Origin of the sequence: uncultured Kocuria sp., from assembly GCF_947500125.1 — a bacterium.
In the GTDB taxonomy this organism is placed as follows: Bacteria; Actinomycetota; Actinomycetes; order Actinomycetales; family Micrococcaceae; genus Kocuria.
In genome coordinates this window covers 147,308-158,979 of record NZ_CANMRA010000004.1, presented here as the reverse complement: position 1 = coordinate 158,979, position 11,672 = coordinate 147,308, and the positions used below count along the sequence as shown (strand labels likewise).

Genomic DNA, 11,672 nt, shown 5'->3' with positions numbered 1-11,672 from the left:
CCTGCCTGCGAGGAAGGACGGTCCCGCCGATGAGCGAGGTCTCGCTGCCCGACGCCCTGCCCGGCGAGACCGGGACGAGTGAGTGGGCCACCTGGGGCAGGACGCACTCCGTCACCCCCCGGCACGTGCTGCGCCCCGCCACGGTGCCGGAGCTCGTGGAGGGCGTCGCCGCCGCGGCGCGCCGCGGCCTGGGCGTGCGCGCGGTGGGCTCCGGGTGCAGCTTCTCGGCGCTGCCCCTCGCCCCCGACGTCATGCTCGACCTCTCCGCGCTGTCCGGGCTGTCGGACGTGGACCAGGACGCCCTCCGGGTCACGGTCCTGGCGGGCACCACGATCCGCGACCTGAACCAGGAGCTGGACGCCCACGGCCTGGCCGTGACCAACTTGCCGGACAGCGACTGGCAGACGGTCGCCGGCGCCGTCTCGACCGGCACCCACGGCACCGGTCTGGCCTTCGGCTCCCTGTCCCAGCAGGTGGTCGCCCTGAGCCTGGTCACGGCCGCCGGCGAGCTGGTGGAGTGCTCCGCCGAGCAGCGCCCCGAGCTGTTCCAGGCCGCGCGCGTGGGCCTGGGCGCCGTGGGGGTCCTCGCGAGCGTCACCCTGGTGTGCGAGCCGACGTTCCGGCTGCACGCGGCGGAGCTCAAGGAGCCCCTCGGCCAGCTCGTGGACACCCTGGGGAGCCGGATGTCCGGGGCCGACCACTTCGAGTTCTTCTGGACGCCGGGCACCGCCACCGCCCAGACCCGGATCCTGACGCGCCTGCACAAGCTCCCGGACTCCTACACGCGGCCCGGCTCCCCCGTGGCCCGCACCGTGCGCCGGCTCGACGACGCCCTGCTGCGCAACACCCTCACCGCGGGGCTGCACCAGCTGGCCACCGTCCTGCCGCGGTCCACGCCGGGGATCAACCGCCTCGACGCCCTCACGAACAGCCCGCGGCAGTACAGCGACCTCTCCTTCCGGGTGTTCACCGTGCCGCGCCGGACCCGGTTCGTCTCCTCCGAGTACGCGCTGCCCGTCGAGGAGCTCGTCGTGGCCTTCCGGGAGCTGCAGACGCTCATCGAGCGCCGCGACTACTCGTTCTCGCTCCCGGTGGACGTGCGCTGCTCCGCGGCCGAGGACGCCTGGCTCTCCCCCGCCCACGGCCGCGAGACCGGGTGGATCGCGCTGCGGCAGTACTGGCGGAGGTACGACCCGAAGGTCTTCGCCGCGGCCGAGGAGATCTTCGTGGCCCACGGCGGCCGCCCGCACTGGGGCACCGTGCACACGCAGGACGCGGAGCACCTGCGCTCGGTGTACCCGCGGTTCCAGGACTTCCTCGACGTCCGGGCGTCGGTCGATCCCGACGGGGTGTTCCTCAACGACCACGTCCGCGGGCTGCTGGGCCTGTAGACCGGCCCCTCACGGAGGGGAGAACGGCGAGGGGGCCGCGTCCGGCAGGACGCGGCCCCCTCGCCGCTCGGCACGGCCGGCCCGGAACGGTGGTTCGGCACGGCCGCGCGCAGCGCGGCTCAGACGGGCGAGGAGACCGGCTCCGCCACGCCCTCGCGGGAGACGCTGACCATCTCCTCGCGCTCGACCACCTTGACCCGCTCGCGCGGGTTGCCCTCGGCGTCGTGGGAGGACTGGCCGAGGCCCTGCTCGTACTCGTCGAGGGCCAGCCAGCCCTCCCAGGTGGTGTACTCGACGCCGCGGGCCTCGAGCACGTCGTTGACGGACCGGGGGTCGGGGCGGGTGGCGCCCGGGAGCACCGAGCGGTCCTCCAGGAGGTGGGTGACCGTCTCGAGGGCGTCGGACTTGGTGGCGCCGATCAGCCCCACCGGACCGCGCTTGATCCACCCGGTCGCGTAGAGGCCGTGCAGCACGGTGCCGTCCTCGGCCAGGACCCGGCCCTCCGCGTTGGGGATCACGCCGCGGCCGTCGTCGAACGGCAGCTCGGGCAGACGGGAGCCCAGGTAGCCCACCGCGTGGTAGACGGCCTGCACCGGGTAGTCGACGTGCTCGCCGGTGCCGGACACGGAGCCGTCGCCGTTGAGCCGCGTGCGCTCCATGCGCAGACCCGTGACCCGGCCGTCCTCCCCGAGCACCTCGCGGGGGCTCTGCAGGAAGTGCAGGTGCAGCCGCCGGGAGGCGGTCTTCGGGGAGTCGTCGGCCCGCCACTTCTCGAGCGTCTTGACCATGACCTTGACCTGGTTGTTCTCCGCGATCGCCTGCTCGGAGCCCTCGTCGTAGACGAAGTCCTCGTCGTAGACCACGATGTCGACGTCCCGCGACTTGGCGAGCTCGCGCAGCTCGAGGGGGGTGAACTTCACCTGGGCGGGGCCGCGGCGGCCGAAGATGTGCACGTCCGTGACCGGGGACGCCTTGAGCCCCTGGTAGACGTTGCCGGGGATCTCGGTGACGAGCATGTCGTCGGCGTGCTTGGAGAGCACGCGGGCGACGTCCAGGGCCACGTTGCCGTTGCCGATGACCGCGATCTCGCGGGCCTCGAGCGGCCAGGTGCGCGGGAAGTCCGGGTGGCCGTCGTACCAGGCCACGAACTCGGCGGCGCCGTGCACGCCCTTCAGGTCGTTGCCGGGGATGTTCAGCGGGGCGTCGTAGACGGCTCCGGTCGCGAAGATCACGGCGTCGTAGTGGGCGCCGAAGTCGGCCAGGGTCAGGTCGCGGCCGAACTCCACGTTGCCGAAGAAGCGGATGTCGCCGCGGCCCAGGATGGCGCGCAGCGCGGTGATGATGCCCTTGATGCGGGGGTGGTCGGGGGCCACGCCGTAGCGGATGAGGCCGAACGGGGTCGGGTAGCGGTCGAACAGGTCGATGCTGACCTCGAGCTCCCCGTTCTGCACGGGCGCGGACTTGGTCAGCATGTCCGCGGCGTAGATGCCGGCCGGGCCGGCGCCGATCACGGCGACGCGCAGGGGGCGGGTGGTGGTGTCAGCCACGTGGGGTCCTTTCGATTGCGCGCACGGCGTCCACCGCGCGCATCGTAGATCGGGTTCAAGGGTAGTGAATCAAGCGCAGAATCTCCTGGGTGAGCGTGCTCACGACCGGTGGCCGAGCAGCCCCCGCCCGCGCAGCAGACGCCGTTCCACGGGGTTGAAGAACAGCAGCTCCACGAGGATGCCGACGGCGAGGATCGCGAGCACCGCGACCATCACCACCGCCATGTTCGACACGGTCCGGCCCTGGGCGAGCAGGGAGCCGAGGCCGAAGCCGATGGAGCCGCCGATCGCGATGAGCTCGGCGCCCATGAGCGAGCGCCACGAGAACGCCCAGCCCTGCTTGAGGCCGGCCACGTAGCCGGGCAGGGCCGCGGGCAGCACGACCCGGCTCGCCATCGTCCAGCCCGACGCGCCGAGCACGTGCCCGGCGCGGCGCAGCTGCGGCGGGATCTGGTCCACGCCGGCGAGCATCCCGTTGACGATGGAGGGGACCGCGCCCATGAGCACCACGAAGTACACGGTGGCGTCGGAGAGCCCGAACCAGATGATCGCGGCGGGCACCCACGCCACGGAGGGCAGCACCTGCAGCCCGGAGATGAGCGGGCCCACGGCGTTGCGCAGCCCCTGCCACTGCGCCACCAGCAGACCCAGCGGGGTGGCGACGGCCACGGCGATCAGGAAGCCGCTGACCCCGCGCCACAGGCTCGTGCCCAGGGCGCCCAGCACCGTGCCGTCGGAGAGCAGCACGGCGACCTGGCGGGCGACGTCGAGCGGGCCCGGCACCACGTCCGGGCGGGGACCGAGGACGGCGACGAGCAGCTGCCACAGCAGCAGGGCGAACAGCAGCGCCACCAGGGGCGGTGCCACCTTGGTGCGCAGCACCTCGGCCCCCGGCGTGCGGCGGGTGCGCTCGGTCTGCAGGGCGTCGAGCCCCGCGAGCTCGTCGGCGCCGGGGCTCGGGCGGGTGCCGGCCGGGGCCGCGGGGGGCGCGACGGCGGGGCGCGCCGCGGCCGGCGGGGCCGGGACGGAGGGTGCGGCGGTCTCAGGCGGCATGGCGGCTGATCTCCTCCCGGAGTCGTGCGGTGATCGTGCGGGTCAGTTCCCCGAGCGTGTCGTCGAGCGACTGGGCGTTGCCCTCGAAGCCGTAGGCGTCGGGGTCCTTCCAGGGGCGGGTGTCCCACTCCTGGACGATCCGTCCCGGGCGGGAGGACATGAGCAGCACCCGCTGGCCCAGGCGCACGGCCTCGCCCACGTTGTGGGTGATGAACACGATGGTGCGGCCGGTGGCGCGCCAGATCCGCAGCAGCTCCTCGTGCAGCAGGTCCCGGGTGATGGCGTCCAGCGCGGAGAACGGCTCGTCCATGAGCAGCACCTCACGGTCCTGGGCCAGCGCCCGGGCCAGGGCCACGCGCTGGCGCATGCCGCCGGAGAGCTCGTGCGGGCGCTTGTCCCCGGCCTGGGCGAGCCGGACGAGCTCGAGCAGCTCGCGGGCCCGCTCCGGGCGCTCGGCCCGCGGCATGCCGCGCAGCTCGAGGGCCAGCTCCACGTTGCGGCGCGCGCTCAGCCACGGGAAGAGGGCGGCGTCCTGGAACATCAGGGCCGCGCCCTCGGCCGGGACGGTCACGGAGCCGCCGGTGGGCTCCTCGAGCCCGGCCACGATGTTGAGCAGCGTGGACTTGCCGCAGCCGGAGGCGCCGAGCAGCGCCACGAACTGGCCCCGCTCGACCGTCAGGTCCACGTCCTCCAGGACGGGGCCGTCCACGGGGCCGAAGCTCTTGCTCAGGCCCTCGAGCCGGATCGCCGTCACGGTGACTCCTCCCCGGCCGGGGCGGACGGGCGCACCCGCGCCAGGAACCGCTCGTCCACGAGGCCGTCCAGCGAGGCGCCCTGGGTGGTGCCGGCCGCGACGCCGTCGGCGAGCAGGGCGGGATAGGTCCCGGTGAGCGGGTCGAGCGTCCACTCGAGGGTCCGCAGGGCGTCCAGCACCGTGGTCTGCGGCAGGGCCTCGGTGCCGGCCTGCACGAGCCCGGCGTTGAGCGTGTCCGCCACCGCCACCGGATCGTCCTCGTGGGCCTCGAGCCACTCCACGGAGCGCTGCAGACCGCGCACGAGCCGCTCCACGGTCTGCGGGTGCCGCTCCAGGTAGTCCTGGCGGACCACGAGCACCGTGGTCGGGAACCGGCCGTCCTCCCACAGGTCCCGCTCGTCCACGAGGACGCGGGCGCCCTCCTCCTGGACGGCGCGGGTGGCCCAGGGCTGCGGCAGCCAGCCGCCGTCGATCTGGCCCTGGCGCAGCATCTGCAGCGCCTGGCCGCTGGGCATGGGGGTGATGGCGGTGGCGCGGGGGCCGTCGCCGTCCACGCCGTAGTCGTGCTCGGCCAGCCACGTGCGCAGGGCCACGTCCTGGGTGCCCCCGAACTCAGGGGTCGCCAGGGTGCGCCCGGCGAGGTCGCCGGAACCCGCGACGTCGCCGGTCACCACGAACTGGGCACCGCCGGAGGCCGCGCCCGCCACGATCGTGAGGGACTCCCCGCCGGACTGCGCGTAGGAGTTGATCGCCGGGCTGGGACCCACGAACGCGGCGTCCAGGGTCCCGGCGTTCATGGCCTCCACGGCGGTGGGACCGCTGGTGAACACCTGCGGGGAGAGCTCGGTGCCGCCCAGCTCCTGGGCGAAGAGGTCCTCCTGCAGTCCCACCAGGGCGGGCCCGTGCGTGAGGTTGCCGAAGTAGCCCAGGCGCAGCTGCCCGGCGTCGGAGGTCTCGACCGCGGCCTGCTCCCAGGCCGCGAAGGTGCCGTCGGCGCGCAGCCACGTGGCGGCGGCCGTGAGCGCGGTCAGGAGCGCGAGGGCGGTCAGCACCAGCGGCCAGCCGGGGCGGCGGCGGGGCGCGGCGGGGCGCCCGCCGTCGCCCGCCGTCACCGTGGCGAGGTCCAGCGGCTGCTGCCGGCCCACCTCAGGCGTCCCGCACGAGCCCGGCCGCGAGCGTGTTGCCCGTGGCCGGGTCGACGACCAGGAAGGCGCCGGTGCGCCGCAGCCGGTCGTAGGGGTCGACGGGCAGCGGGGAGGCCAGCCGGAGCCGGACCCGCCCGATGTCGTTGAGCTCGAGGGTCGCCGCGTCCCGGAGCACGAGCTCCTCGAGGTCCAGCCGTCCCTCGAGCTCCTGGACCATGGCCTGCACCGTGGCGGCGCCGTGCTTGACGAGCACGCGGGCGCGGGGCTGCAGGGGCCGCGCCCCGAGCCACGCCACGGACGCGACGAGGTCCTGGACGGGCTCTGGCAGCTCGGCGTCGGCGCTCGCGACGAGGTCGCCGCGGGCGATGTCGATGTCGTCGGCCAGCCGCAGGGTCACGGACAGCGGCGCCGCCGCCTCCGTCAGCTGCTCGCCGGGCAGGGGCGCCCCCGGGGCGGGGGCGGTTCCCGCCACGTCGATGCCGGTGACCGTGGTGCGCCGGCCCGCGGGCAGGACCACGACCTCGTCCCCGACCGAGACGGTGCCCGAGGCGATCTGGCCCGCGTAGCCGCGGTAGTCCCGCAGCCGCTCGGCGTCCGCGCCCGGCGCCGTGCCGCCCTGCGGGCGGATGACGTACTGGACGGGGAAGCGGAAGGGGCGCGCGGTGCCGCGGCCGGACTCGTCCACCGTGGGCAGCTCCTCGAGCACGCGCAGCAGCGGGCGCCCGGAGTACCAGGGGGTCCGCGCGGAGGGCTCCACCACGTTGTCACCCTCGAGGGCGGAGACGGGCACCACGTGCACGTCCTCGACCCCCAGCCGGGCGGCGACGGCGGTGGCGTCCGCCGCGACCCGGTCGAAGACCTCCTGGTCGTAGTCGACGAGGTCGATCTTGTTCACGGCGACCACCACGTGGGGCACGCGCAGCAGCGACACGACGGCCAGGTGCCGGCGGGTCTGCTCGACCACGCCGTGGCGGGCGTCCACGAGCAGCACGACCGCGTCGGCCGTCGAGGCGCCCGTGACGGTGTTCTTCGTGTACTGCACGTGGCCGGGGCAGTCGGCGAGGATGAAGGAGCGGCGGTCCGTGGCGAAGTAGCGGTAGGCCACGTCGATGGTGATCCCCTGCTCCCGCTCGGCGCGCAGGCCGTCGGTGAGCAGGGCGAGGTCGAGCCGGCCCGTCCCGCCGCCGAAGCCGCGCTCGGCGGAGGTGCGGCCCACGGCCTCGAGCTGGTCGGCGAGGATCGCCTTGGCGTCGTGGAGCAGCCGGCCCACCAGGGTGGACTTGCCGTCGTCGACGGAGCCGGCGGTCGCGAAGCGGAACAGCGAGCCGGGGTCGATCGTGGGGACCTGCTCGGTCGCCGGCGCGGCGGTGCTGGGGGAAGTCATGTCTAGAAGTACCCGTCCTTCTTGCGGTCCTCCATGGCGGCCTCGGAGATCCTGTCGTCCGCGCGGGTGGCCCCGCGCTCGGTGAGCGTGGACACGGCGACCTCGGCCACCACGTCGGCCACGGTCCGCGCCCCGGAGAGCACGGCGCCGGTGCAGGACATGTCCCCCACGGTGCGGTAGCGCACCGTGCGCCGCTCCACGGTCTCGGCCCCGGCCGGCGCCGAGAACTCGCCCACCGCCATCCACATCCCGTCCCGGCGGAACACGTCCCGCTCGTGGGCGTAGTAGATGGGCGGCAGCTCGATGTTCTCGCGCTCGATGTAGCGCCAGATGTCGAGCTCGGTCCAGTTGCTGATGGGGAACGCCCGCACGTGCTGGCCGGGGGTGTGCCGGCCGTTGTAGAGGTTCCACAGCTCGGGGCGCTGGTTGCGGGGATCCCACTGGCCGAACTCGTCGCGCAGGGACAGGATCCGCTCCTTCGCGCGGGCCTTGTCCTCGTCGCGGCGGCCGCCGCCGAACACGGCGTCGAACCGGTGCTCCGCGATGGCGTCCAGCAGCGGGAGGGTCTGCAGCGGGTTGCGGGTGCCGTCGGCGCGCTCGAGCAGCCGGCCGTCGTCGAGGTAGTCCTGCACGCTCGCCACGACCAGCCGCAGGCCGAGCCGCTCCACGGTGCGGTCCCGGAAGTCCAGGACCTCCCGGAAGTTGTGGCCGGTGTCCACGTGCAGCACCGGGAAGGGGATCCGTCCGGGCCAGAAGGCCTTGGCGGCCAGGTGCAGCATGACCACCGAGTCCTTGCCGCCGGAGAACAGCATGGCCGGGCGGTCGAACTCCGCCACGACCTCGCGCAGGATGTGGATGGACTCGGCCTCGAGCGCGTCGAGGCTGCTGTGCACGCCGGCCTCCGCAGGGGCCGGGGCGGTGGTCGGGGTGGTCACGTTCGCCTCCGTCGTCGTAGGTGCGCTCACAGGTGGATCCCGCACTCGATCTTGTCGTTGCCGGCCCAGCGGCCCGCGCGCGGGTCCTCGCCCGGGGCGGTGGGCCGGGTGCAGGGGGCGCAGCCGATGGAGAGGTAGCCCTCCGCCATCAGCGGGTTCGTCGGCACGCCGTGGTCCTGCGACCACTCGACCAGCTCGTCGAGGGTCCAGCGCACCATGGGGTTGACCTTCACGAGCTTGTGGGTCTCGTCGAAGGTGACCATCGGGGCGTTGGTGCGGGTCCACGACTCGTCCCGGCGCACGCCGGTGAACCACACCTCGTAGCCCGCCAGGGACTTCTTCAGCGGGGCCACCTTGCGGATCGCGCAGCACAGTCCGGGGTCCCGGGCGAAGAGGTCCTTGCCGTGCTCCTCGTCCTGCTCGGCCACGGTCAGCTCCGGCAGGGCGTCGACCACGGTGATGTCGAGCATGTGCGCCACGGCGTCCCGGGTGCCGAGGGTCTCCGGGAAGTGGTAGCCGGTCTCGAGGAAGAGCACGTCCACGCCGGGCAGCTGCTCGGCGACCAGGGCCGGGAGCACGGCGTCGGCCATCGAGCAGGCCACGGTGACGTTGCGCAGGTCGAAGTTCTCCGCGACCCAGCGGATCGCCTCCTCCGTGGAGGCCTCGCCCTCGGCCGGGACCCGGCCCTCGGCGTCGAGCTCGGCGTGCAGCGCGGCGGCGCCGGCCGCCGCGAGGTCGCGCAGCCGCTGCTCGTCGCGCAGCGCGGGGCGGGTGCCCGTGTCGGTGCCGGTCATGCCAGGTCACTCTCCTCGACCCTGCGGGTCCACTCGGCGAAGCTCTCGTCCTCGGTGCGCTGGGCCAGGAAACGGCGGACCAGCCGCTCGACGTAGTCGGCGAGGTCGTCCTGGAACACCTTCAGCCCGCGCACGGTCCGGCCCAGCTCGGCCTCGGCCCGGTCGTCGTCGGCGAGCCCGCCGCCCAGGTGGACCTGGTAGCCGGGCTTCTGCCCGCCGTCCTCGGTGGGCAGCAGCTGGCCCTTGAGCCCGATGTCCGCGGTCTGGATGCGGGCGCACGAGTTGGGGCAGCCGTTGACGTGCATCGAGATGGGGTGGGGCAGCTCCACGCCGTCGAGCCGTCGCTCGAGCTCGTCGATGGTGTCCGAGGCGGTCTGCTTGGTCTCGACGATCGCGAGCTTGCAATACTCGATGCCGGTGCACGCGACGGTCGAGCGGCGGAACGCGGAGGGCTTCGCCTGCAGGTCCAGGGCGTCGAGGTCGGCGACGGCGTTCTCGACGTCGGCCTCCTCGATGTCGAGCACGACGAGCTTCTGGTGCGGGGTGGTGCGCAGCCGGTCGGAGCCGTACTTCGCCATCACGTCGGCCAGGGCCAGCAGCTTCGCCCCGGAGACCCGGCCCACGCGCGGGGCCACGCCGATGTAGAACCGGCCGTCCTTCTGCCGGTGCACGCCGATGTGGTCGCCCGGCGTGGCCGCCTTCTCCGGTGCGGGACCGTCCGCGAGCTCGTAGCCGAGGTACTCGTCCTGGAGCACCTGCCGGAACTTCTCGGGGCCCCAGTCCTGGACCAGGAACTTCAGGCGGGCGCGGTTGCGCAGCCGCCGGTAGCCGTAGTCACGGAAGATGCTCGTGACGCCCTTCCACACCTCGGGCGCCTGCTCCTCGGTCACGAACGCGCCCAGGCGCTTGCCGAGGAACGGCACCACGGACAGGGCGCCGCCGACCCACAGGTCGTAGCCGGGGCCGAGCTCGGGGTGGACCACGCCCACGAACGCGCAGTCGTTGATCTCGTGCACCACGTCCAGGGACGGGTGGCCGGTGATCGCGGTCTTGTACTTGCGCGGCAGGTTGGAGAACTCCGGGGAGCCGATCCAGGTGGACTTGATCTGCTCGATCACCGGGGTGGGGTCGATGATCTCGTCCGCGGCGATCCCGGCGAGCGGGGAGCCGAGGATCACGCGCGGCACGTCGCCGCAGGCCTCGACCGTGTCCAGCCCGGCGTCCTCGAGCCGGCGCCAGATCTCCGGGACGTCCTCGACCCGGATCCAGTGGTACTGGATGTTCTGGCGGTCCGTGATGTCGGCCGAGTCCCGCGCGAAGTCCGCGGAGATCTGCCCGAGCACCCGCAGCTGCTCGCGGGTGAGGGCCCCGCCGTCGAGCCGGACGCGCATCATGAAGTACTCGTCCTCGATCTCGGCGTCGGACAGCGAGCCCGTGCGCCCGCCGTCGATGCCCGGCCGGCGCTGGGTGTAGAGGCCCCACCAGCGGAAGCGGCCGTGCAGGTCCTGCGGGTCGATCGAGGCGAAGCCGTGCTTCGAGTAGACCTCCTCGATCCGGGTGCGCACGTTGAGCCCGTCGTCGGCCTGTTTGAAGACCTCGTTGGGGTTCAGGGGGTCCCGGCCGTCGACCTTCCACTGCCCCTCGGGCTTCGGCTTCCGGGCAGCGCGGGGCGCGCGCGTCGTCTGTGTCATGCCTCGATTGTTCGCGCGTCCCGCGGGGCAGTCACGCCGATCGTCACAAACCGCCATGAACCGTCGCTCCGGGACACAGGGGTGGACACGGGGAGCGGCTTGTGCAAGGAGACCGGGCCCCGGTCCGCCCGGGGCAGGGCGGACCGGGGCCCGGTGGGTCCGTGCTGTCCTGTCTTGTCCTGAGCCGTCCTGTGCCGTGCCGTGCCGTGCTGTGCCGTGCTGTGCTGCGCCGTGCTGTCCGGTGCCGTGGGCGGACGCTCAGGCCGTGGGGCGCTCACCGGCCAGGTGCGCCGCGGCGTCGTCGACGTGCTCGGCGTCGACCAGGACGTCGTAGGCGTCGGCCTCGAAGCCCTGCACGCTGCGGAAGTCCCGGCGCCCGCCGGTCGTGGCGTGGCCCACGAGACCGAGGACCAGGCCCCAGACGGCGCCCAGGGCAACGCCCCAGAGCACCACGCTCAGCCAGGCGCCCACGGCGAAGAGGCCGAGGAGCAGCCCCACGAACAGGCCGAGCCACGCGCCGGAGGCCATGCCGTAGAGGGCGGCCTTCCCGTTGGTCATCCGCCCGGTGACCTGCTCGACCGAGCGCAGGCCGGTGCCCACCACGCGGACGTGCTCCACGGGGAACCCGGCGTCGGAGAGCGTGTCGACGATCTCCTGCGCCGCGTCGTAGGTGGGCACCGTGCGGAGGATCCGGTAGTTGCCGGACGCGGTGGGAGGGATCGGTGAGGGCTGGCTCATGAGGGGTGCGCTCCTTCGTGCGGTCGTCGTTCCGGTCGTCGTTCCGCTCGCCGCTCCGGCCGTGGTGCCGGCCGGCCGCGGGGGCCGTGCGGACCGCGGCCCGCACGACCACGTCAACGAGTCCTGGCGGCCCGGTGTTCCGCACCGCGACGACTCCCCGGCCGGGCCCCCGCGCCGGGGACGCGCCCGGACGCAGGAAGGTAGTGTCGTCCCGGTGGCAACGGTGCCGCTGTCAGCCCG

The 11,672-nt window shown here is 73.7% G+C and carries 10 protein-coding genes; 1 reads left to right on the top strand and 9 read right to left on the bottom strand.

Annotation, left to right across the window (positions count from 1 at the left end):
- Positions 1-29: 29 nt before the first annotated feature.
- Complete coding sequence (locus tag Q0817_RS04300) at positions 30-1,391, top strand: D-arabinono-1,4-lactone oxidase (RefSeq protein ID WP_298584809.1); 1,362 nt, start codon at positions 30-32, stop codon at positions 1,389-1,391.
- A 119-nt stretch (positions 1,392-1,510) separates the two neighbouring features.
- Here the strand turns inward: Q0817_RS04300 and Q0817_RS04295 are convergent, their stop codons facing one another.
- From Q0817_RS04295 to Q0817_RS04255, 9 genes are all read right to left on the bottom strand, one after another.
- The gene (locus tag Q0817_RS04295) at positions 1,511-2,938 is read right to left on the bottom strand and encodes an FAD-dependent oxidoreductase (RefSeq protein WP_298584808.1); all 1,428 of its coding nucleotides are present in this window, start codon (positions 2,936-2,938) and stop codon (positions 1,511-1,513) included.
- A 99-nt stretch (positions 2,939-3,037) separates the two neighbouring features.
- The gene (locus tag Q0817_RS04290; protein ID WP_298584806.1) at positions 3,038-3,991 is read right to left on the bottom strand and encodes an ABC transporter permease; all 954 of its coding nucleotides are present in this window, start codon (positions 3,989-3,991) and stop codon (positions 3,038-3,040) included.
- Entirely contained in the window at positions 3,981-4,736 is a 756-nt protein-coding gene (locus tag Q0817_RS04285) for an ABC transporter ATP-binding protein (RefSeq protein WP_298584945.1), read from the bottom strand. The genes Q0817_RS04290 and Q0817_RS04285 overlap by 11 nt, the downstream gene beginning before the upstream one ends.
- Positions 4,737-4,741: 5 nt before the next feature.
- The gene (locus Q0817_RS04280) at positions 4,742-5,890 is read right to left on the bottom strand and encodes an ABC transporter substrate-binding protein (RefSeq protein WP_298584804.1); all 1,149 of its coding nucleotides are present in this window, start codon (positions 5,888-5,890) and stop codon (positions 4,742-4,744) included.
- 1 nt (position 5,891) lies between these two features.
- Positions 5,892-7,274: a sulfate adenylyltransferase subunit 1 gene (locus Q0817_RS04275; RefSeq protein ID WP_298584802.1), complete on the bottom strand. Its 1,383-nt coding sequence runs from the start codon at positions 7,272-7,274 to the stop codon at positions 5,892-5,894.
- A gap of 2 nt (positions 7,275-7,276) precedes the next feature.
- Positions 7,277-8,209 (bottom strand): sulfate adenylyltransferase subunit CysD, encoded by a 933-nt coding sequence (gene cysD / locus Q0817_RS04270; protein WP_298584800.1) that lies wholly within the window; start codon positions 8,207-8,209, stop codon positions 7,277-7,279.
- A gap of 26 nt (positions 8,210-8,235) precedes the next feature.
- A complete protein-coding gene (locus Q0817_RS04265; protein ID WP_298584798.1) occupies positions 8,236-9,003 on the bottom strand; it encodes a phosphoadenylyl-sulfate reductase in 768 nt (255 codons plus the stop codon).
- Positions 9,000-10,694 (bottom strand): nitrite/sulfite reductase, encoded by a 1,695-nt coding sequence (locus Q0817_RS04260; protein WP_298584796.1) that lies wholly within the window; start codon positions 10,692-10,694, stop codon positions 9,000-9,002. The genes Q0817_RS04265 and Q0817_RS04260 overlap by 4 nt, the downstream gene beginning before the upstream one ends.
- Before the next feature lie 258 nt (positions 10,695-10,952).
- Positions 10,953-11,432, bottom strand: coding sequence for a general stress protein (locus Q0817_RS04255; protein WP_298584794.1), 480 nt, complete (start codon positions 11,430-11,432; stop codon positions 10,953-10,955).
- Positions 11,433-11,672: the final 240 nt, after the last annotated feature.

Coding starts and splice junctions, on each gene's coding strand:
- Q0817_RS04300 (WP_298584809.1), top strand. CDS start 30: ATGAGCGAGGTCTCGCTGCCCGACGCCCTGCCCGGCGAGACCGGGACG.
- Q0817_RS04290 (WP_298584806.1), bottom strand. CDS start 3,991: ATGCCGCCTGAGACCGCCGCACCCTCCGTCCCGGCCCCGCCGGCCGCG.
- Q0817_RS04275 (WP_298584802.1), bottom strand. CDS start 7,274: ATGACTTCCCCCAGCACCGCCGCGCCGGCGACCGAGCAGGTCCCCACG.
- Q0817_RS04265 (WP_298584798.1), bottom strand. CDS start 9,003: ATGACCGGCACCGACACGGGCACCCGCCCCGCGCTGCGCGACGAGCAG.
- Q0817_RS04260 (WP_298584796.1), bottom strand. CDS start 10,694: ATGACACAGACGACGCGCGCGCCCCGCGCTGCCCGGAAGCCGAAGCCC.
- Q0817_RS04255 (WP_298584794.1), bottom strand. CDS start 11,432: ATGAGCCAGCCCTCACCGATCCCTCCCACCGCGTCCGGCAACTACCGG.